The organism is Amycolatopsis sp. NPDC101161, assembly GCF_044768185.1.
In the GTDB taxonomy this organism is placed as follows: Bacteria; Actinomycetota; Actinomycetes; order Mycobacteriales; family Pseudonocardiaceae; genus Amycolatopsis.
This window is the reverse complement of sequence record NZ_JBIWPI010000006.1, coordinates 327,596-346,684: the sequence shown is the minus strand read 5'-3', so window position 1 is coordinate 346,684 and position 19,089 is coordinate 327,596. Positions and strand designations below refer to the sequence as shown.

Annotated in this window: 19 protein-coding genes; 12 read left to right on the top strand and 7 right to left on the bottom strand. The window is 70.7% G+C overall.

All coding sequences use genetic code 11. From position 1 onward, the window contains the following. Together dnaJ and hrcA are read right to left on the bottom strand one after the other, a co-directional pair. On the bottom strand, nucleotides 1-1,167 hold the full coding sequence (gene dnaJ / locus ACIRSS_RS40145) for a molecular chaperone DnaJ (RefSeq protein WP_400904610.1): 1,167 nt from the start codon (nucleotides 1,165-1,167) through the stop codon (nucleotides 1-3). A gap of 31 nt (nucleotides 1,168-1,198) precedes the next feature. After that, nucleotides 1,199-2,224 (bottom strand): heat-inducible transcriptional repressor HrcA, encoded by a 1,026-nt coding sequence (gene hrcA, locus ACIRSS_RS40140; protein WP_372666713.1) that lies wholly within the window; start codon nucleotides 2,222-2,224, stop codon nucleotides 1,199-1,201. 259 nt (nucleotides 2,225-2,483) lie between these two features. On the opposite strand from hrcA, the gene ACIRSS_RS40135 reads away from it, so the two are divergent. The 4 genes from ACIRSS_RS40135 to ACIRSS_RS40120 are packed head-to-tail and all read left to right on the top strand — an operon-like array spanning nucleotide 2,484 to nucleotide 4,883. Further along, nucleotides 2,484-2,876, top strand: a complete 393-nt coding sequence (locus ACIRSS_RS40135) for a YbaB/EbfC family nucleoid-associated protein (RefSeq protein WP_400904608.1) — start codon at nucleotides 2,484-2,486, stop codon at nucleotides 2,874-2,876. Continuing rightward, nucleotides 2,876-3,202, top strand: a complete 327-nt coding sequence (locus tag ACIRSS_RS40130) for a type VII secretion target (RefSeq protein WP_400904607.1) — start codon at nucleotides 2,876-2,878, stop codon at nucleotides 3,200-3,202. The genes ACIRSS_RS40135 and ACIRSS_RS40130 overlap by 1 nt, the downstream gene beginning before the upstream one ends. Continuing rightward, nucleotides 3,199-4,395 carry a hypothetical protein gene (locus tag ACIRSS_RS40125; protein ID WP_400904605.1) on the top strand — a complete coding sequence of 399 codons (1,197 nt, stop codon included), beginning with the start codon at nucleotides 3,199-3,201 and terminating at the stop codon, nucleotides 4,393-4,395. Before ACIRSS_RS40130 ends, ACIRSS_RS40125 begins: the two co-directional genes overlap by 4 nt. Continuing rightward, the gene (locus ACIRSS_RS40120) at nucleotides 4,392-4,883 is read left to right on the top strand and encodes a hypothetical protein (protein WP_400904603.1); all 492 of its coding nucleotides are present in this window, start codon (nucleotides 4,392-4,394) and stop codon (nucleotides 4,881-4,883) included. The genes ACIRSS_RS40125 and ACIRSS_RS40120 overlap by 4 nt, the downstream gene beginning before the upstream one ends. Here ACIRSS_RS40120 and ACIRSS_RS40115 read toward each other — a convergent pair. Together ACIRSS_RS40115 and ACIRSS_RS40110 are read right to left on the bottom strand one after the other, a co-directional pair. Further along, on the bottom strand, nucleotides 4,880-5,731 hold the full coding sequence (locus ACIRSS_RS40115) for an aldo/keto reductase (protein ID WP_400904601.1): 852 nt from the start codon (nucleotides 5,729-5,731) through the stop codon (nucleotides 4,880-4,882). The genes ACIRSS_RS40120 and ACIRSS_RS40115 overlap by 4 nt on opposite strands. 73 nt (nucleotides 5,732-5,804) lie before the next feature. Beyond that, nucleotides 5,805-7,295, bottom strand: coding sequence for a CoA-acylating methylmalonate-semialdehyde dehydrogenase (locus tag ACIRSS_RS40110; RefSeq protein ID WP_400904599.1), 1,491 nt, complete (start codon nucleotides 7,293-7,295; stop codon nucleotides 5,805-5,807). 153 nt (nucleotides 7,296-7,448) lie between these two features. Here ACIRSS_RS40110 and ACIRSS_RS40105 point away from each other — a divergent pair, with 153 nt between their 5' ends. The 4 genes from ACIRSS_RS40105 to ACIRSS_RS40090 all read left to right on the top strand — a co-directional run bounded on the left by ACIRSS_RS40105 (nucleotide 7,449) and on the right by ACIRSS_RS40090 (nucleotide 10,576). After that, nucleotides 7,449-9,083, top strand: coding sequence for a PucR family transcriptional regulator (locus ACIRSS_RS40105; RefSeq protein ID WP_400904597.1), 1,635 nt, complete (start codon nucleotides 7,449-7,451; stop codon nucleotides 9,081-9,083). A 58-nt stretch (nucleotides 9,084-9,141) separates the two neighbouring features. Further along, on the top strand, nucleotides 9,142-9,474 hold the full coding sequence (locus ACIRSS_RS40100) for an SSI family serine proteinase inhibitor (RefSeq protein WP_400904595.1): 333 nt from the start codon (nucleotides 9,142-9,144) through the stop codon (nucleotides 9,472-9,474). Between the two features lie 69 nt (nucleotides 9,475-9,543). Beyond that, nucleotides 9,544-10,362 (top strand): helix-turn-helix domain-containing protein, encoded by an 819-nt coding sequence (locus ACIRSS_RS40095; protein WP_400904593.1) that lies wholly within the window; start codon nucleotides 9,544-9,546, stop codon nucleotides 10,360-10,362. A gap of 1 nt (nucleotide 10,363) precedes the next feature. Further along, on the top strand, nucleotides 10,364-10,576 hold the full coding sequence (locus ACIRSS_RS40090) for a DUF397 domain-containing protein (RefSeq protein ID WP_400904592.1): 213 nt from the start codon (nucleotides 10,364-10,366) through the stop codon (nucleotides 10,574-10,576). A gap of 24 nt (nucleotides 10,577-10,600) precedes the next feature. On the opposite strand, the gene ACIRSS_RS40085 is transcribed toward ACIRSS_RS40090, so the two are convergent. From ACIRSS_RS40085 to ACIRSS_RS40075, 3 genes are all read right to left on the bottom strand, one after another. Continuing rightward, on the bottom strand, nucleotides 10,601-12,019 hold the full coding sequence (locus ACIRSS_RS40085; protein WP_400905879.1) for a DUF4153 domain-containing protein: 1,419 nt from the start codon (nucleotides 12,017-12,019) through the stop codon (nucleotides 10,601-10,603). A gap of 375 nt (nucleotides 12,020-12,394) precedes the next feature. Continuing rightward, nucleotides 12,395-13,375: an ATP-binding protein gene (locus tag ACIRSS_RS40080; protein ID WP_400904591.1), complete on the bottom strand. Its 981-nt coding sequence runs from the start codon at nucleotides 13,373-13,375 to the stop codon at nucleotides 12,395-12,397. Further along, entirely contained in the window at nucleotides 13,372-14,046 is a 675-nt protein-coding gene (locus tag ACIRSS_RS40075) for a response regulator transcription factor (RefSeq protein WP_400905876.1), read from the bottom strand. Before ACIRSS_RS40075 ends, ACIRSS_RS40080 begins: the two co-directional genes overlap by 4 nt. 241 nt (nucleotides 14,047-14,287) lie before the next feature. Here ACIRSS_RS40075 and ACIRSS_RS40070 point away from each other — a divergent pair, with 241 nt between their 5' ends. The 4 genes from ACIRSS_RS40070 to ACIRSS_RS40055 are packed head-to-tail and all read left to right on the top strand — an operon-like array spanning nucleotide 14,288 to nucleotide 19,028. Continuing rightward, nucleotides 14,288-15,847 carry an NCS1 family nucleobase:cation symporter-1 gene (locus ACIRSS_RS40070; protein ID WP_400904589.1) on the top strand — a complete coding sequence of 520 codons (1,560 nt, stop codon included), beginning with the start codon at nucleotides 14,288-14,290 and terminating at the stop codon, nucleotides 15,845-15,847. Nucleotides 15,848-15,857: 10 nt separating this feature from the next. Then, entirely contained in the window at nucleotides 15,858-16,640 is a 783-nt protein-coding gene (locus ACIRSS_RS40065) for a nitrilase-related carbon-nitrogen hydrolase (protein WP_400905873.1), read from the top strand. Then, entirely contained in the window at nucleotides 16,640-18,022 is a 1,383-nt protein-coding gene (hydA, locus tag ACIRSS_RS40060) for a dihydropyrimidinase (RefSeq protein ID WP_400904587.1), read from the top strand. The genes ACIRSS_RS40065 and hydA overlap by 1 nt, the downstream gene beginning before the upstream one ends. Nucleotides 18,023-18,029: 7 nt before the next feature. Beyond that, entirely contained in the window at nucleotides 18,030-19,028 is a 999-nt protein-coding gene (locus ACIRSS_RS40055; protein ID WP_400904581.1) for a TIGR03842 family LLM class F420-dependent oxidoreductase, read from the top strand. Nucleotides 19,029-19,089 lie beyond the last annotated feature (61 nt).

Genomic DNA, 19,089 nt, shown 5'->3' with positions numbered 1-19,089 from the left:
TCAGCGGTGGTTCTTGGTGCGCAGCTTGGAGAACAGGCCGCCGTGCTTGGTGCCGTTGGCCGAGAGGGTCGGGGCCTCCTCGCCGCGCTGCTGGGCCAGCTCGACCAGCAGCTCGCGCTGGGCTTCGTCGAGCTTGGTCGGCACCTGGACGTCGATGTGGACGTGCAGGTCGCCGCGGCCGTCGACGCGCCCGGAGGACCGCAGCCGCGGCATGCCCTTGCCGGTGAGGACGAGCTCGGCGTTGGGCTGGGTGCCGGGTTCGATGTCGAGCTCGTAGTCGCCGTCGACCAGCGTCGCGATCGGCACCGTGGCGCCGAGGGCGGCGGTGGTCATCGGGACGCGGAAGTTGCAGTGCAGGTCGTGGCCCTGGCGGACGAAGACCTCGTGCGGCGTCTCGTCGATCTCGACGTAGAGGTCGCCGGCCGGGCCGCCGCCGGGGCCGACCTCGCCCTGGCCGGAGAGGCGGATGCGCATGCCGTCGCCGACGCCCGGCGGGATCTTGGCGGTGACGTTGCGGCGGGCGCGGATGCGGCCGTCGCCGCCGCACTGGCGGCAGGGGTCGGGGATGACCTCGCCGAAGCCGCGGCAGACCGGGCACGGGCGGGCGGTGACGACCTGGCCGAGGAACGACCTCTGGACGGACTGGACCTCGCCGGCGCCACCGCAGGTGTCGCACGTCTTGACCGAGGTGCCTTCGCTGGTGCCGGCGCCGCGGCAGAGGTCGCAGACGATCGCCGTGTCGACGGCGATCTCCTTGTCGACGCCGGTGGCGCACTCCTCGAGGGAGAGGCCGAGCCGGATCAGCGCGTCGGAGCCGGGCTGGACGCGGCTGCGGGGTCCGCGCCCGCGTCCGCCGCCGCCCCCGGCCGCGCCGAAGAAGGCGTCCATGATGTCGCCGAGGCCGCCGAAGCCGGCGAAGGGGTCACCGCCGCCCCCGCCGCGCGCGCCGTTGTCCATCGGGTCGCCGCCGAGGTCGACGATCTTGCGCTTCTGCGGGTCCGACAGCACCTCGTAGGCCGTCGTGACCTCGCCGAACTTGTGCTGGGCGTCTTCCGACGGGTTGACGTCGGGGTGCAGCTCCCTGGCCAGCTTCCGGTACGCGCGCTTGATGTCCTGATCGCTCGCGTTCTTCGCCACCCCGAGGATGCCGTAGTAGTCCCTCGCCACCGTCTTCGCTTCTCCTTCTGCTCTGCCCGGCTCAGCGGCCGTGCAGGATCTGCCCCACGTAGTTGGCGACCGCGCGCACCGCGGCGATCGTGCCGGGGTAGTCCATCCGGGTCGGGCCGACCACCCCCATGCCGCCGAGCACCACGTCGTCGCGGCCGTAGCCGATCGAGACGACCGAGGTGCTGCGCATCTGCTCGTCCTCATTTTCCTCACCGATGCGCACCGTGATCGCACCGGGGTTGCGCGCGGCGGCCAGCAGCTTGAGCACGACCACCTGCTCCTCGAGGGCTTCGAGGACTTGGCGCAGCGAGCCCGGGAAGTCGGCGACGTTGCGCGTGAGGTTCGCGGTCCCGCCGAGGACCAGGCGTTCTTCCGGGTGCTCGGCCAGCGACTCGACCAGCACGGTCGTGACGCGGATGAGCGCGTCCCGCAGCTCGCCCGGCGCCTGGTCGGGCAGCTCGGCGACGCGCGCGGCGGCGTCGTTGAGCCGCCGGCCGGACATGGCCGTGTTCAGCACCGTCCGCAGCCGGGCGACGTCCTCTTCGGTGACGACGTCGCCGAGGTCGACCGTGCGCTGGTCGACGCGGCCGTTGTCGGTGATCAGCACCAGCATGAGCCGCGCCGGGGTGAGCGGCACCACTTCGAGGTGGCGCACCTTGGCGTTGGTCAGCATCGGGTACTGGACGACGGCGACCTGCCGGGTCAGCTGCGCGAGCAGCCGGACCGAGCGCTTGAGGACGTCGTCGAGGTCGGTGCCGCTGTCGAGGAAGGTGGTGATGGCCTTGCGTTCGGCGGTCGAGAGCGGCTTGATCTCCGAGAGCCGGTCGACGAAGAGGCGGTAGCCCTTGTCGGTCGGCACGCGGCCGGCGCTGGTGTGCGGCTGGGTGATGTAGCCCTCTTCCTCGAGGGTGGCCATGTCGTTGCGCACGGTGGCGCTGGACACACCGAGGTTGTGCCGCTCGACGATCGCCTTCGACCCGACGGGCTCCTGGTTGGACACGTAGTCGGCGACGATCGCGCGCAGCACTTCGAAGCGGCGCTCATCCGCGTTGGCCACCGTTCCTCACCTACCTCGCTCGCTGCTCATCTTGAGTTTACGGAAGCCTGAGCCGGTCGTGCTCAACCCCGCCCACCGGGGCAGGGGTGTCGCCCCGCGAACCGGGTAAAGAACGGGCAAACGAATTCCCATGCGTTTTCCCCGAAATGAATTCCCGGCTTGAGACGGGAACCGAAAACCGGTTTGCTGCCTCTGATCCACATGCCAGTCCCCGACTTCCGAGGTCGCCGTGAACCGAACTGAACCCGCTTCGGCCGGAATGCCCGAAATCGCCCGGCGAGCGGCCGAGGCGAAAGCGCGGCTCGAGCGCGTCTCGGCGACCGCCACGAGCGCCGACGGGGCCGTCACGGTCACCGTCAACACCAGCGGTGCGCTGCAGGAACTCACCTTCGGCCCGCGCGCCGACGAGCTGCCGCGCACCCGGCTCGCGCAGGCCGTCCTGGCGACCGCCAAACGCGCCCAGCTCGACGCCGCTCGGCAGCTGACCGCCGTCATGGCGCCGGTGATCGGCGCCGACAGCGACGCCATGAAATTCCTTCAGGAACAGATTCCGGAACCCGAGCTCCCGGCCGAAGAAGCGCGCCGGGAACCGCCCCGGAACCCGTCCGCCGACGACGACTTCGGCGGCCCGATCCTGCGCCGGGGGCAGTGATGGCGGGCGAAGCGATGAAGGTCGACTTCGACGTCCTCGGCGGGCACGAGGACGAGATCCGCGAGATCGCCGGCCGGGTCCAGCAGGCGGTCGACGCCGCGGGCACCGCCGGCGCGCTCGACTTCGACGCGTTCGGGCTGGTCGGGCAGGTGTTCGCGGTGCCGATCCAGGGCTGGGTGGACACCGCCGACAGCTTCCTGAGCGCGGCCGTCGAGGCCGGCCACGACGTCGCGGACCGGGTGAAGGCCGCGCACACGGCGTTCCGCGAGCACGAACACAAGACGAAGTGCCTGATCGAAGGCATCGGCAAGGAGCTGCCCGCATGACCGAGAACTCGCTGGTCGCGACGGCCGAGTCGCCGGGCGGCTTCACCACCGGCATGGGCGACGGCTCGAAGGGCGAGCTCGACAACGTCAACGCCCAGACGAGCGGCGCCGGCATCTTCAACGACGCCGCGTCGACGCTCACCGACGCCCGCAACGGCGACTGGGGCAACCTCGCGATGGACGTCGGCACCGATGCCCTCGACCTGCTCGGCGCGGCGATGGACCCGCTCGGCACCCTTGCCGGCGCGGGGGTCGGCTGGCTGATCGAGCACATCAGCTTCCTCAAGGACGGCCTCGACAAGCTCGCCGGCAAGCCCGAAGCCGTCACCGCCAAGGCCGTGACCTGGACGAACATTTCGAAGTCGCTCACCGAGACGGCCGAGAGCTACGAGCAGCAGGCGAAGAAGGTCCAGCAGTCCTTCAGCGACTGCGGCTCCGCGGAGGCCTACCAGCGGACGGCGGAGAGCTACGTCAGCGTCCTGCGCGGCGCGGCGTCGCACGCCTCGGACGCGTCGACGGCCATGAACGTCGGCGCCGCGCTGGTCGGCACCGAGCGCGGGCTGATCCGCGACATGATCTCGTCGTTCGTCGGCGAGCTGATCGTCAAAGCCGTGGCCGCGCTGGCCGCGTCGTGGTGCACCTTCGGCGGCACGGTCGCGGCGTTCATCGCCGACACGGTCGTGGAGGGCGGCGTGCTCGCCGAGAAGATCAGCACGCGCATCACGAAGGTCGTCGAGAAGCTGGAGAGCCTGGCGAAGGGCGCGGGCAAGTCGAAGGCGGCCCTCGAAGGCGCGGCGAACGCGCTGAAGAAGGTGGGCAAGGGCGTCGACAAGCTCGTGGACAAGAGCGTCGACACGGCCGCGAACATCGAGCGCAAGGCCAACGAGCTCAAGCAGGCGGGCAAGGAGGCGAAGTCGGCCGAGGAGACGGCGAAGGGGTGGAGCGACGCCGCCGAGTCACATGTCCCCGGCCGAGAAAAGGTCGAAGGCCTCGGCGACAAGTACTCGGAGGACGGCCGCAGCGCGCTCAAGCCGGCGGAGTGGCAGAAGGCCGGCGGCTATCCGGGGTGGAGCACGGCGGACACCGTCGGTGTCGTGACCGAGGGCCGCCGTCAGGAGAACGAACAGATCGACCGCTATCACGAAGGCCGAGAGGCCTACGAGAAGAAACACCCCGAAGGCGAGGCCCAGTGATCGAGCAGGCCGAGGTGGAGCTGGCCAACCGCCACGGCCGGCTCCACCCCTCGCAACGGGGAAAGCTGCTCGACTTCACCTTCTGGGTCGCGGCCGTCCTGGTCGTCGCCGGTCTCGTGGTGGCGGTGCTGCTCGCCACCGTGGCGGAGACCGCCGCCGAAGTCCTCGGCACCCTCGTCCCGATCCTGGCGATCACCGCGTGGTTCGCGTTCGTCTGCCGGCGCCGGCTGGCGGACGTGCGGAGCGGGCAGCTGGTCGCGACCACGGGCTGGACCCACGACTGCGGCAGGCAACGGCCCGGCGGCGACCACCCGATCGAGCTCTCCACCCGGCTCAGCCAGGGCTACAACGAGCACTACTACCTGAAGACGGGCGGCCGGACCTACCCGCTGGAGCGGAAGCTCCGCGAGCGGATCCGGCCGGACCGCGTCAACACGGTGCTGATCGCCCCGCGGTCGAAGCTGCTGATCAACGTCCTGCCCGCTTAGACCGCCTTGCTGAGGGCGTCGAACTCGGCGTCGGTCAGCTCGATGTCCGCCGCCGCGACGTTGTCCTCGAGGTGCGCGACCGACGACGTGCCCGGGATCGGCAGCACGACGGGCGACCGCTTGAGCAGCCAGGCCAGCGCGAGCTGCGACGGCGAGGCGTCGTGCTCCTTGGCGAGCGCGCTGAGCGGGCTGTCCGCCCCGGCGAGGGCGCCGGTGGCCAGCGGGAACCACGGGATGAACGCGATGCCGTGCTCGGTCGCGTGCTCCAGCAGCGGCTCGGCGTCGCGGTTGGCCAGGTTGAACAGGTTCTGCACGGAGACGATCTCGGCGGTCTGCTGCGCTTCCCGCAGCTCGCCGACGCTGACCTCGGACAGGCCGATGTGCCGGATCTTGCCTTCGTCCTGCAGCTTCTTCAACTCGCCGACCTGTTCGGCGACGGGCACCTTCGGGTCGATCCGGTGCAGCTGCAGGAGGTCGATCCGGTCGACGCCGAGGTGGCGCAGGCTCAGCTCGACCTGCTGCCGCAGGTACTCGGACCGCCCGACCGGGATCCACTGGTTCGGGCCCTGCCGGGTGAAGCCGGCCTTGGTCGCGATCACCAGGTCGTCGGCGTACGGGTGCAGTGCCTTCTTGATCAGCAGGTCGGCGACGAACGGGCCGTAGGCGTCGGCCGTGTCGATCAGGTTGACGCCCAGCTCGACCGCGCGCCGCAGCACGCGGACTGCTTCCTCCGGATCCTTCGGGTCGCCCCACACGCCGGGCCCGGTGAGCTGCATGGCGCCGTAGCCGAGGCGGGTGACCGGAAGGTCGCCGCCGATGGTGAAAGTGCCGGAGTTCTTCGCGCTCATGTCCGTCCCATCGTCGTCCGGGGTGCTCTCGAGGGTGAACCTCGCGAGTACCCCGGACGATTCCCGGAAACCCTCAGGAGTTGCGCGGGAAGCCCAGGTTCACGCCCGCGTGCGACCGGTCCGGCCACCGCGACGTCACGACCTTCGTCCGCGTGAAGAAGTGGAAGCCCTCCGGCCCGTAGGCGTGGCTGTCGCCGAACAGCGAGTCCTTCCAGCCCCCGAACGAGTAGTACCCGACCGGCACCGGGATCGGGACGTTCACGCCGACCATCCCGACCTCGACCTCGTTCTGGAACCGCCGCGCCGACGCCCCGTCGCCGGTGAAGATCGCCACGCCGTTGCCGTACGGGTTCGCGTTGATCAGCTCCAGCGCGTCGTCGTACGAAGCCGTCCGCGCGACCGACAGCACCGGGCCGAAGATCTCGTCGGTGTAGATCGACATGTCCGTGCGGACGTGGTCGAACAGCGTCGGGCCGAGCCAGAAGCCGTCGCCGGCCACCTCGATCCCGCGGCCGTCGACCACCAGAGAGGCACCCTCCGAAACTCCGGCGTCCACATAGGACTTGACCCGGGCGTGGTGTGCCGCCGTGACGAGTGGTCCCATCTCCGACTCGGGGTCGCGGCCGTCGCCGACGCGCAACCGGGACATCCGCTCGGTGATCTTTTCGACGAGGTCGTCGCCGATCGGGTCGACCGCGACGACCACCGACACCGCCATGCAGCGCTCTCCCGCCGAGCCGAACCCGGCCGACACCGCGGCGTCGGCGGCCAGGTCGAGGTCCGCGTCGGGCAGGACGACCATGTGGTTCTTCGCCCCGCCGAGCGCCTGCACGCGCTTGCCGTGGCGGGTCCCGGTTTCGTAGACGTAGCGCGCGATCGGCGTCGACCCCACGAACGAGATCGCCTTGACGTCGGCGTGCGAGAGCAGCCCGTCCACCGCCACCTTGTCGCCGTGCAGGACGTTCAGCGCGCCCGCGGGCAGCCCGGCCTCGGCGAACAGCTCGGCGATGAACACCGCCGCCGACGGGTCCTTCTCGCTCGGCTTGAGCACGACGGTGTTGCCGCAGGCCAGCGCGTTCGGGACGAACCACAGCGGCACCATGGCCGGGAAGTTGAACGGCGAGATCACGCCGACCACCCCGAGCGGCTGCGCGATCGAGTAGACGTCGACGCCGGTGGAGGCGTTCTCGCTGAACCCACCCTTGAGCAGCTGGGCGGCGCCGCAGGCGTACTCGACGTTCTCGATCGCCCGCGCGACCTCGCCCGCCGCGTCGGACTCGACCTTGCCGTGCTCGCTCGTGACGATCTTCGCCAGCTCGTGCTTGCGGGCCGACAGCAGCTCGCGGAAGGCGAACAGCACCCGGGTCCGGCCGGCCAGCGAGGTCCCGCGCCAGCCCGGCAGCGCCGCCTTGGCCGCGGCGACGGCGGCTTCGACCTCGGCGTCGCCGGCGAAGTCGACGTGCGCCCGCACCTGCCCGGTCGCGGGGTCGAACACCTCGCCCGAGCGCTCGGCGGTCCCGGTGAACGGCTTGCCGTCGATCCAGTGGCTGATGCGGTCGGTCACGGCGCGCGCTCCTTCGCTCGGGGGACGTCTCCTGCGAGTCTCCGGTCGGGCGCCACGCCAACGCCATCGACAACGTGTACGGACTCACCGTCCCGGCCGTACAGTCTGTCCCTGCCGATCAGACCGCGAGGAGCTGTAAGACCGCGAGGAGCCATGTACCCGACCGTCGCCGAGGTGCTCGCGCTGCCGGTGCTGCGCCAGGGCCGTCCGCACGTCGTCGCCGGCACGGCCGGGCTCGACGCCCCGGTGCGCTGGGCGCACGTCGCCGAGGTCGCCGACATCGCGCACCTGCTGCGCGGCGGCGAGCTGGTGCTGACGACCGGCGTCGCGCTGCCCGACGACGGCCCGGCGCTCGCCCGCTACGTCGCCGACCTGGCCGGCGTCGGCGCCGCCGGCCTGGTGATCGAGCTGGTCCGGCACTGGAGCGACAAGCTGCCCGCCGCGCTGGTCGACGCGGCCGAGAAGCACGGCCTGCCGCTGGTGACGCTCTCGCGCGAGACGCGGTACGTGAGCGTCACCGAGGCGGTGAACGGCCAGATCGTCGACGCCCAGGTCGCCGAGCTGCGCGCCGCCGAGCGCGTCCACGAGACGTTCACCGCGCTGACGGTCGCGGGTGCCGAACCCGGCGTCGTCCTCGGCGAGGTCGCGCGGCTGACCGAGCAGCCGGTGGTGCTGGAGACGCTCTCGCACGAGGTCCTCGCCTACGACGCGGCCGGCACCGATCCGGCCGACCTGCTCACCGGCTGGCCGTCCCGGTCGCGGGTGGTGCAGCTGGGCGAGCGGACCGGCTACCACGCGGCTTCGGGCTGGCTGGTGACCGTCGTCGGCGCGCGCGGGCACGACTGGGGGCGCCTCGTCGTCGTCTGCGCCGACCAGCCGCCGCACCGGCACCGGGTGGTCGCCGAGCGGGCCGCGTCCGCGCTGGCCGTGCACCGGCTGGTCGCCAAGGACTCCGACGGCCTGGAGCGGCAGGCCCACCGCGCGGTGCTCAACGAGCTGCTCGCGTCGCCGGCGCCGTCGGCGGAGCTGCTGGCGCGCGCGTCGGCGCTGGCCGTGCCCCTGGCCGGGCGGCAGCTGGTCGGGCTGGCGGTCCGGCCCCGGTTGGCCGGCAACCGGCCTGCGCTGTCCACGCCGCCGGTGCTGCGCGAGCTGGCCGAGGCGACGGTCCTGGCGGCGCGCCGCGCGAAGGTGTCGGCGCTGGTGGCGACCGACGAGCTGGGGGTGCGGGCGCTGATCGCGCTGTCGCCGGAGGCGAACGCGGACACCGTGCTGCACCGGCTCGCGACCGACGTCCACGAGGCCCGCGGCAGCGCGCCGGGCGTGCTCGCGGTCGGCACGACGGTGCTTTCGCCGGCCGAAGCGGGCCGGACTTTGCTGGAAGCCGGCCAGGTCGCGGCGGCTGCCTTGGGGACCGGATCCGAACGGGTTCTGCACCGGCTGTCCGACGTGAGGCTGCGCGGCTTGCTGCACTTGTTGTCCGGCGACGAGCGCGTGACGGCGTTCGCCCAACGGGAGCTGGGGCCGTTGCTGCAGCGCGACGCGGCGTCCGGCAGCCGGCTGGTCCAGGCGTTGCGGCACTACTGCGAGCAGGGCGGCAACAAGTCGGCGGCGGCCGCGGCGGCGCACACCTCACGGACGGCTTACTACCAGCAGCTGGCCCGGATCGAGCAGGTCCTCGGCGTCCGGCTGGAGGACCCGGAGTCGATGCTCTCGCTCTACGTCGCACTGCTGGCGGCGGACCTCACTCGGTCGAGCGAAGAAGACTCACCCGGACGTGGAGCACAGTGATCGACCCCGGGCTGCCGATGGAACCGATATGGCCCTACTCCCCTTCGCAGCCTGCTTGATGAGCTTGAGCTGCCTCGCGCCCGCGCAGCCGCCGGCGTCGACGCTGCAGCTCACCACCCACGACACGGCCAACCGGATCGGTTCGGTGGTCCTGACGTGCGACCCGGCGGGCGGCACGCACCCCAAGCACGACAAGGCATGCGCGGTGTTGACGACCGCCGGCGGCGACTTCTCCCGGATCCAGTCACGCCACCAGATGTGCACGCTGATCTACGCCCCGGTGGACGTGACGGCGGTCGGTTCGTGGCGAGGCAAGCCGGTGACGTTCCGGATGACGTATGCGAACCGGTGCGAAGCGGACCGAGACTCGGACGGCGTCTTCGCGTTCTGACGCTGTTCCGCTACAGGAAACGGTTGGTCGCCCGACCGGGCACGGCCTGCGCGTGGGCAGGCTGTGTCCATGTCACCACCGTTCGCCACGCCCAGGGCTCGAGCCTTGGGCTTCGGTATGAAGAAGGCTCGGCTGGCCCGAAAGCTCGGGGTCCGGGAACTCGCCCGGCTGGCTCAGTTGTCGCCGCAAGAGATCTCCAACTGGGAACACGGCAAACGCGTGCCGAGGCCCGAAGAGGTCGCGACGATCCTCGCCGTGCTCCGGGTGGCGCCCGACGAACGCGCTCGGCTCTTCGACCTGGTCCGCCACGCGAACGAGCCCGACTGGCTCGCCGCGGCAACATTCGTCGAGTACGAGCGGACTGCAAGCGCCATGGTGCAGTGGGCACCGAGCCTGGTGCCCGGCCTGCTGCAGACCCCCGCCTACATTCGCGCGCTTTTCGCCACCACGCCGCGAGCGAAGGCGGACATCGAAGAGCGGGTGATGCGCCGGCTCGCCCGCCGCGAGGTGCTCAGCAGCCGCCATGCCCTGCCGTTCCGCGCCGTGCTCGGCGAAGCGGTGTTGCACCTGAACATCGGCGGCCGAGAGGTGATGGCCGAACAGCTCCGCCACGTGCTGGCGGTTTCCCGCGCCCGGAACGTCTCGGTTCGCGTGCTGCCGGAGGGGTGCGGCCATCACCCTGGGCTGTACGGGCCTTTCGTCATCTTCGACTTCGCAGACCTGCCGCCCATCGTTTACCTGGAGCTGTACCGCGGCAACGGTTATCTCTACCATCGCGAACACGTGGCCGACTACCGCTCGGCCGCCGAAAGCCTGTCGGCCCTGGCACTGAGCGAGTCCGAGTCCGAGCGGCTCATCCAGGGGGTGCTCGCCGAACTGGAGGCCTGAATTGAGCTGGCGGAAGTCGTCCTACAGCGGAGAGCACGAATGCGTCGAGGTGCGCCTCGCCGGCCTGTCGCAGATCCGCGACAGCAAGGATCCTGCCGGCGGCACGCTCTCCGTCACCACCCGATCGTGGGAGGCCTTCGTGGCCCGGGTTGGCGCGCGGAAGCCGCCGGGGCGCCCCCACGACGGCCCGGTGGCTTCCGCGCATTGCTTTTAACTACGCACCGCGCGCTCCGGTGGTTCAGCAGGAACCGAGCGTCACCTCGCGGGCGCTCGCGCGGCTCAGGTTCCACGCCGGCCAGCCGTCCGGGGTGTCGCCCGCGAGGACCTGGCGCAGGACGCACGTCCGCAGCGGCTCCGGCAGCCGGGCCGACACCACCGGGACCACGTCCGTCGAGAAGCCGGCCAGGTAGCCGTGGTCCAGGGGCTTGCCGGCGGCCGCGCGGTCGAGGTTGGCGTCGGCGATCAGCCGTTCGGGGTCGAGAACAGCGAGGACCAGCAGCGCGGCGGCGGCGGTGCCGATCGCCGCGCGGGGCAGCCACGTCGAGCGGAGCTTCACCAGCGACGCGCACACCAGCACGAACACCGCGCCGAACCACAGTTCGCAGACCTCGACGAGCAGCCGCAGGACGGTGAACCCGTACGCCTCCTGGTACGTCCACATGCGACTCAACGCCGACCCGACGAGCACCAGGCTGAGCCCGCTCAGCGCCCCGAGCAGGACGCGCTGCCGGAGCCGGTCGGTCTTGGCGACGTTCGGCGCCCACCGCAGCGCCGCGGCGACGATGCCCAGGGTCAGCACGGTGACGGTGCACAGCTGCCAGAAGCCGCCGCGCGCGTACTCGGCGGACGTCAGGTTGCTCGTGCGCAGGACGTACTCGGTGCCCCCGAACAGCACGACCAGCCGGACGCCGACGAAAACGCTGAACAGCACGATGAGAACGGTGAGCGGGACCGTCCATTCCAGACCGTACCGAGTCCGGTGTGGACGCTCTTCGGTCGCGCAATGCGGTGGCGAGGCGAGGAAGTAGCAGGCCCCGGCGACGAGCAACGCGACGACAGTGAAGACGCAGCACCACCGCACGAGCACGTCGACACTGAGATCGGGAACGACAGCGCTGACCACGGCGGCGAAGGCGACATCGGCACTGGCCAGCAGCGGAACGAAGACGGCGACGAGCGCAGCCGCGGCAAGCACAGCAAGGGCGATCCGCCGGGCGACGCCGTCGCGGCGGGCGGCGAACCGTCCCACCCCGCGGCCGGCCCACGGAACCGCACGCAACGCTTCGAGCGGGACGGCGAGCATGTCGTACAAGACCGAGTTGACGGTCCGCTTCCCCACGACGGCCAGCGATCCCGTGACGGCGGCGCCGAGCACGCAGAGGACGAACAGCCACCCGGACGCCCGCACGGTCCCCATCCCGAGCAGGGCGAGGGCGAGCAAGGCCCACCCGGCGTTGGCCCAGGTGAAGGACCCGGCACCGGGCGACGACCGCCGATCGGCGAAGAAGACGGCCGCGGTGACGGCCAGCCCGGCGAGCAACCACCCGACCCCGGGCCGGTCGACGGGCAGCACGAGAGCCGCGCCGATCCCGGCGAGACCGGCGGCCGGAAGAACGGCCGGCGGCAGCGGGATCACGGCGGATTTCGGCGGCGGCAGCTGCCGGAGGAGGACGGGAGGAGCGGCAACGGCAACCCCACCACCCGCCGCGACTCCGGCGGCCGGCGAGCCATCGGCAGCCCGGCCACCCGACGCGACGCCGTGCGCGGCAACTCCCCCGGCCCGCGAGCCATCGGCAGCCCGGCCACCCCCGTGATCGCCTCCCGCCGGCCGCTTGCCCCGCGGTACGCCCTTCTCCGCGCCCGGCTGACCGATCTTGCTCTTCGGCATCGTCCCCAACTCTCGTTCGCATTCGCAAATGATCATGGCCGACCCGAGCCGTCACCGTGCCGAGTGCCGGGACCGGCCGCCTCATACCCGCCGCGCCCACCGTCGGAAGCTCAGGAACGACCCGTTCAAGTCAGCGCCCCGGGGCTACCCCGTCGGAAGCGTCACCCGGATCCGGCTCCCGGCCCCCACGGCCTCGATCGTGCCCCCGTGCAGCTCGACCGCCCACCGGGCGATCGCCAACCCCAGCCCGGTCCCCCCGCCGGTCAAGCGCTCCCCCCGCGTGAACCGCTCGAACACCCGCACCCGGTCCGCCGGCGCGATGCCCGGCCCCTCGTCGCACACGTCGATGCGCACTTCGCCCGGCCGGACCTCCGCCAGCACCTCGACCGAGCCACCCGCCGGGCCGTGGCGGGCCGCGTTCTCCAGCAGGTTCGCCACCACCTGGAACAGCCGGCCCCGGTCCGCCGTCACCACAGCGTCCGGCGGCGAGACCGACACCGAGAACGTCACCCCGCGCACCAAAGCCGCCTCGGAGACCGCCTCCGAAAGCAACGACGAAAGCGGGAACGACGTCTTGTGCAGCGGGATCGCGCCCGCGTCGAGGCGCGAAAGGTCCAGGAGCTCGTCCACCAGCGTCGCCAGGCGCTCGGTCTGCTGCAGCGCCGTCTTCAACGTCGCGGGATCCGGATCTTCGACCCCGTCGACCAGGTTCTCCAGCACCCCGCTCAACGCCGTGATCGGCGTCCGCAGCTCGTGGGACACGTTCGCGATCAGCTCGCGCCGCTGCCGGTCCGCGTCCCCGAGGTCGCCCGCCATCTGGTTGAACGCGGACGCCAGCGAGCCCACCTCGTCCCGCGTGGTCGCGCGGATCCGGCGCGTGTAGTCGCCCTTCGCCATCGCGCGCGCCGCCGCCGTCATCTCCCGCAACGGCCGCGTCATCCCGTGGGCCAGCACCTGCGACAACACCAGTGCCAGCACCATCGCGGTGATCGTCGTCCTCGGCGGCAGCCAACCGATCTGCCAGTTGAAGAACGCGAACGCGATCCCGCCGGACGCCACCATCAGGATCGCCAGCTTCAGCTTGATCGACCGGATCCGGTCGAGCGGCCGGGGCACGAGGTTCACGATCCCGCCTCCAACGCGTAGCCGACGCCGTGCACGGTCCGGATGAGGTCCGCGCCGAGCTTCCGCCGCAGCGCCTTGATGTGGCTGTCCACCGCGCGGGTGCCCGCGGACATGCCGTGGACGTCCCAGTCCCACACCTCCGACAGCAGCCTTTCCCGCGGCTGCACCACCCGCGGCCGCCGCGCGAAGTGCACCAGCAGGTCGAACTCGATCGGCGTCAGCTGCGCCGCGACGCCCGCCCGCGCGACGCGCCGCTGGTCGACGTCGATCTCGAGGTCGCCCAGCACGATCCGGGCGCCGGAAGCACCGGCCGACGAGCGCTCCACCCGCCGCAGCAGCGCGTGCACCCGCGCCGTCAGCACCCGCATCGAGAACGGCTTCGTGAGGTAGTCGTCGGCGCCGACGCCCAACCCGACCAGCATGTCCGTCTCGTCGGCGCGCGCGGTCAGCATGAGCACCGGCACCGGGCGCCGCCCCTGGATCCGGCGGCAGACCTCCAGGCCGTCGAACCCCGGGAGCATCACGTCCAGCACGACCAGGTCCGGCTCGGAAGCCGTGTCCGCCTCGACCGCCGCCGGCCCGTCGTGGGCGACGTCCACCGTGAACCCCTCGGCCCGCAGCCGGGCCGCGATCGACGCGGCGATCGTGACGTCGTCCTCGACGACCAGCACCCGCCGCCCACCCAGTTCCATGGCCACGACCCTATGCACCCCCGGTGGAGACGGTTCGCGTGAAGTGTGGAGATCTTGTGCAGACGTTTCACCCGCTTTGCCGGTTCGTTGCGCCCAGATGTGTGACGCAGGTCATGCACTCGGGAGCCCGTTCGCGCAATCGACAGACTGCACTCCTGATCAGCGAAGAGTGAACAGACTGCCGTTGCCCCGGCGCTGAGCAGGCGCGCAGGATTCCGCAATGGCGCCGACACCCGCAGACCAGCGCGTGCACGACGACGGCCGGGTCGAGCTCGACCCCGCTGACGTCGGGTCTCTCGAAGGCAGCCGGTTCTTCAACGAAGAGCTGGCCCCCGTCCCCGTCGAAAAACGGACCTGGACCACCTACAACTACTTCGCGCTCTGGATGGGGATGGCGCACAATATCCCCAGCTACGCCCTGGCCGCGTCGCTCATCGCGCTCGGCATGAACTGGGTGCAGGCGCTGATCACGATCACGATCGGCAACCTGATCGTGCTGGTTCCGATGCTGCTCAACAGCCACGCCGGCACGAAGTACGGCATCCCGTTCCCGGTGTTCGCCCGCGCGTTCTACGGCCTGCGCGGCGCGAACCTGGCCGCGCTGCTGCGCGCGTTCATCGCGTGCGGCTGGTTCGGCATCCAGACGTGGGTCGGCGGCGAGGCCATCTACGTCATCCTCGGGCGCCTGCTCGGCTCGTGGTGGCGCGACTCGACCGTGATCGCCGGGCAGCACTGGACGCTCTGGCTGTCCTTCGTGGTCTTCTGGATCGGCCAGATGCTCATCATCTGGCGCGGCATGGAGGCGGTCCGCCGGTTCGAGAACTGGACGGCGCCGCTGGTGTCCGTCGGCTTCCTGATCATGCTCGGGTACGTGCTGGTCAAGGCGGGCGGGCTCGGCCCGATCCTGTCCGACGGCGGCAAGCTCGGCTGGGGCCCGGACTTCTGGAAGGTGTTCGCGCCGTCGCTGATGGCGATGATCGCGTTCTGGTCGACGCTGTCGCTCAACATGCCGGACTTCACCCGCTTCGGCGGCAGCCAGCGCAAGCAGGTCCGCGGCCAGGTCCTCGGCCTGCCGACGACGATGACGTTCATCGCGATCGTGGCCATCCTGACGACGTCCGGCGGGCACGTGCTCTACGGCGAGGACATCTGGGACCCGGCGAAGCTGGCCGACAAGTTCACCAGCCCGGCCGTGGTCGTCGTCGCGCTGGTCGCCCTGGTGCTGGCCACGATCTCGGCGAACCTCGCGGCCAACGTCGTCAGCCCGTCCTACGACTTCTCGAACGCGTTCCCGAAGAAGATCACGTTCGCGATCGGCGGCGGCATCACCGGCGTCATCGGCGTCCTCATCCAGCCGTGGCGGCTGTACTCCGACCCGAACATCTACATCTTCGCCTGGCTCGGCTTCTACGGCGGCCTGCTCGGCGCGGTCGCCGGGGTGCTCGTCGCCGGCTACTGGGTCATCAACCGCACGAAGCTGCGGCTGAAGGACCTCTACACACCCGATGGGGTGTATTGGTTCAGCGGCGGTTGGAACTGGCGGGCGCTGGTCGCCACGCTGGTGGGAGCCGTCCTCGCGGTCGGTGGCGCCTATGGCGGGCCGTTCCCGGCGGACGGGCTGATCCCGTTCCTCAAGCCGCTTTACGACTACAACTGGGTGGTCGGCTTCGTCGGCGCGTTCGTCGTCTTCGCCGCCTTCTCCATGCCCTTGTCCACAACGAAGGAGGAAATCAGTGAGCGTGGTTCGAGCCGGCCTGATCCAGCAGCGGTGGACGGGTGACAAGGAGTCCATGATCAGGGCGGCGGTCGACCACATCGGCACCGCCGCTTCGCAGGGCGCCCAGGTCGTCTGCCTGCAGGAACTGTTCTACGGGCCGTACTTCTGCCAGGTGCAGGACGCCGACTACTACTCCTACACCGAGGCCATCCCCGACGGGCCCACCACGAAGCTCATGCAGGAGGTGGCCGAGCGCCACGGCGTCGTGCTGATCGTGCCGATGTACGAGGTCGAGCAGCCCGGCGTCTACTACAACACCGCCGCGGTGATCGACGCCGACGGCACGTACCTCGGCAAGTACCGCAAGAACCACATCCCCCAGGTCAAGGGGTTCTGGGAGAAGTTCTACTTCCGTCCCGGCAACCTCGGCTACCCGGTGTTCGACACCGCCGTCGGCCGCATCGGCGTCTACATCTGCTACGAGCGGCACTTCCCGGAGGGCTGGCGCGCACTCGGCCTGGCCGGGGCGAAGATCGTGTTCAACCCGTCGGCGACCAGCCGCAGCCTGTCGCAGTACCTGTGGAAGCTGGAGCAGCCGGCGGCAGCGGTGGCGAACGAGTACTTCGTCGGCGCGATCAACCGCGTGGGCGTGGAACCTCTGGGCGACAACGACTTCTACGGCCAGACGTACTTCGTCGACCCGCGCGGGCAACTGGTCGGCGACGCCGCCTCGGACACCGACGACGAGGTGGTGGTGCGCGACCTCGACCTGTCGCTGCTCGAGGAGGTCCGGAACACCTGGGCGTTCTACCGCGACCGCCGTCCGGACACCTACGGCCCCCTCGCGGAGGCCTGATGACCACGCTCATCACGGGTGGCCAGGTCGTCTCGCCGTCCGGCGCGCTCCTGGCGGACGTCCTCGTCGACGGCGAGACCATCGCCGCCGTCGGGGCGCCCGGGACACTGACCGGCGACGAGACGATCGACGCCACCGGCAAGTACGTGCTGCCCGGCGGCATCGACGCGCACACGCACATGGAGATGCCGTTCGGCGGCACCCACTCGGTCGACACGTTCTCGACGGGGACGACGGCGGCGGCGTGGGGCGGCACAACGACGATCATCGACTTCGCCGTGCAGGCCAAGGGCACGTCGCTGCTGTCCACTTTGGACAAATGGCACGCCAAGGCCGACGGCAACTGCGCGATCGACTACGGCTTCCACATGATCGTCTCCGACGTCAACGACCAGTCGTTGAAGGAGATGGAAGCCTGCGTCGACGGCGGGGTCGGCAGCTTCAAGATGTTCATGGCGTACCCGGGAGTGTTCTACTCCACGGACGGGGAAATCCTGCTGGCGATGCAGAAAGCGCGGGAAATCGGCGCTACGATCATGATGCACGCGGAAAACGGCATCGCGATCGACCAGCTGGCGGCGCAGGCGGTGGCGGCCGGTAACACGGACCCCGTGCAACACGGCCTGACCCGGCCGCCGGAACTGGAAGGAGAGGCAACGTCGCGGGCGATCCAGCTCGCGAAGGTCACCGGCTCGCCGTTGTACATCGTGCACCTGTCGGCGTCGCAAGCGCTCGCGGCGGTGGCGGAGGCGCGTAACGACGGCCAGAACGTCTTCGCGGAGACGTGCCCGCAGTACCTGTACCTGTCCATTGAGGACTTGGCGAAGCCGGACTTCGAGGGCGCGAAGTACGTCGCTTCACCACCGCTGCGGGAGAAGTCGCACCAGGCCGACCTGTGGCGCGGGCTGCGGACGAACGACCTGTCCGTGGTGTCCACCGACCACTGCCCCTTCTGCTTCAAGGACCAGAAGGAGCTGGGGCGTGGCGACTTCCGGGCCATCCCGAACGGGATGCCGGGCGTCGAGCACCGGATGGACCTGCTGCACCAGGGCGTCGTCGCCGGTGAGCTGACGCTCGGCCGCTGGGTCGAGACGTGCTCGGCGACGCCGGCGCGGATGTTCGGGCTGTACCCGCGCAAGGGCGTCATCGCGGCGGGTTCGGACGCGGACATCGTGATCTACGACCCCTCGGCCAAGCAGACGCTCTCGGCCGAGACGCACCACATGAACGTCGACTACTCGGCGTACGAGGGGTTCGAGATCACCGGCCGGGTGCACACGGTGCTGTCGCGTGGGCGCGTCGTCGTGTCGCCTTCCGGTTTCTCGGGAAGCACGTCGCACGGCAAGTTCCTGTCGCGCTCGCTGAACCAGTACCTGAACTGAGGTGAGCATGGACTTCGGGATCGTGCTGCAGACGGACCCGCCCGCGCGGGACGTCGTGCGGCTGATGAAGGACGCCGAGGACGCCGGGTTCCGCTACGGCTGGACGTTCGACTCCTGCGTGCTGTGGCAGGAGCCGTTCGTCATCTACTCGGCGATCCTCGCGGCGACGTCGTCGCTGGTCGTCGGGCCGATGGTGACCAGCCCCGGGACGCGCGACTGGTCGGTGATGGCGTCGACGTTCGCGACGCTCAACGACATGTACGGCAACCGGACGGTCTGCGGCATCGGCCGCGGCGACTCCGCGCACCGGGTCGTCGGCAAGCCACCGTCCACTTTGGCCACTGTGCGCGACTGCATGCGCGTGGTCAAGGACCTCGCCGAGGGCCGCGCGGTGGAGATGAACGAGAAGACCGTGCAGATCCCGTGGATCCGCAACGGGCGGCTCGAGATGTGGATGGCCGGGTACGGGCCGAAGGCGCTGCAGACGGTCGGCGAGCACGCCGACGGCTTCATCCTGCAGTGCGCGGACCCGGCGATCGCGCGCTGGACGATCGGCGCGGTGCGCGACGCCGCCCGGGCGGCCGGGCGCGACCCGGGTGGCATCACGATCTGCGTCGCGGCCCCGGCGTATGTCGGCGACGACCTGCCCCACCAGCGCGAGCAGCTGCGCTGGTTCGGCGGGATGGTCGGCAACCACGTCGCCGACCTGGTCGCGCGGTACGGCTCGTCGGGTGCGGTGCCGCGCGAGCTGACGGACTACATCCGCGAGCGCGAGGGGTACGACTACAGCCACCACGGCAAGGCGGGCAACCCGTCGACGGAGTTCGTCCCGGACGAGATCGTCGACCGCTTCTGCCTGCTGGGCCCGGCATCGGCGCACGTGGAGCGGTTGCAGGAGCTGGCGGAACTGGGCGTGGACCAGTTCTCGCTGTACTTGATGCACGACGACCGCGAGGCGACGCTGGCGTCCTACGGGTCGCAGATCATCCCCAAGCTCACCGCGTAGGGCCCGCCCCACCCCGGTTCCGGGGGTGCGCACCAGCGCGCCCCCGGTCCCGGCGGCGGGA

Excerpts from the sequence above, each read along its gene's own strand:
- ACIRSS_RS40135 (WP_400904608.1), top strand. The coding sequence starts at position 2,484 with ATGCCCGAAATCGCCCGGCGAGCGGCCGAGGCGAAAGCGCGGCTCGAG.
- ACIRSS_RS40130 (WP_400904607.1), top strand. The coding sequence starts at position 2,876 with ATGGCGGGCGAAGCGATGAAGGTCGACTTCGACGTCCTCGGCGGGCAC.
- ACIRSS_RS40125 (WP_400904605.1), top strand. The coding sequence starts at position 3,199 with ATGACCGAGAACTCGCTGGTCGCGACGGCCGAGTCGCCGGGCGGCTTC.
- ACIRSS_RS40115 (WP_400904601.1), bottom strand. The coding sequence starts at position 5,731 with ATGAGCGCGAAGAACTCCGGCACTTTCACCATCGGCGGCGACCTTCCG.
- ACIRSS_RS40105 (WP_400904597.1), top strand. The coding sequence starts at position 7,449 with ATGTACCCGACCGTCGCCGAGGTGCTCGCGCTGCCGGTGCTGCGCCAG.
- ACIRSS_RS40100 (WP_400904595.1), top strand. The coding sequence starts at position 9,142 with ATGAGCTTGAGCTGCCTCGCGCCCGCGCAGCCGCCGGCGTCGACGCTG.
- ACIRSS_RS40095 (WP_400904593.1), top strand. The coding sequence starts at position 9,544 with ATGTCACCACCGTTCGCCACGCCCAGGGCTCGAGCCTTGGGCTTCGGT.
- ACIRSS_RS40070 (WP_400904589.1), top strand. The coding sequence starts at position 14,288 with ATGGCGCCGACACCCGCAGACCAGCGCGTGCACGACGACGGCCGGGTC.
- ACIRSS_RS40065 (WP_400905873.1), top strand. The coding sequence starts at position 15,858 with ATGATCAGGGCGGCGGTCGACCACATCGGCACCGCCGCTTCGCAGGGC.
- hydA (WP_400904587.1), top strand. The coding sequence starts at position 16,640 with ATGACCACGCTCATCACGGGTGGCCAGGTCGTCTCGCCGTCCGGCGCG.
- ACIRSS_RS40055 (WP_400904581.1), top strand. The coding sequence starts at position 18,030 with ATGGACTTCGGGATCGTGCTGCAGACGGACCCGCCCGCGCGGGACGTC.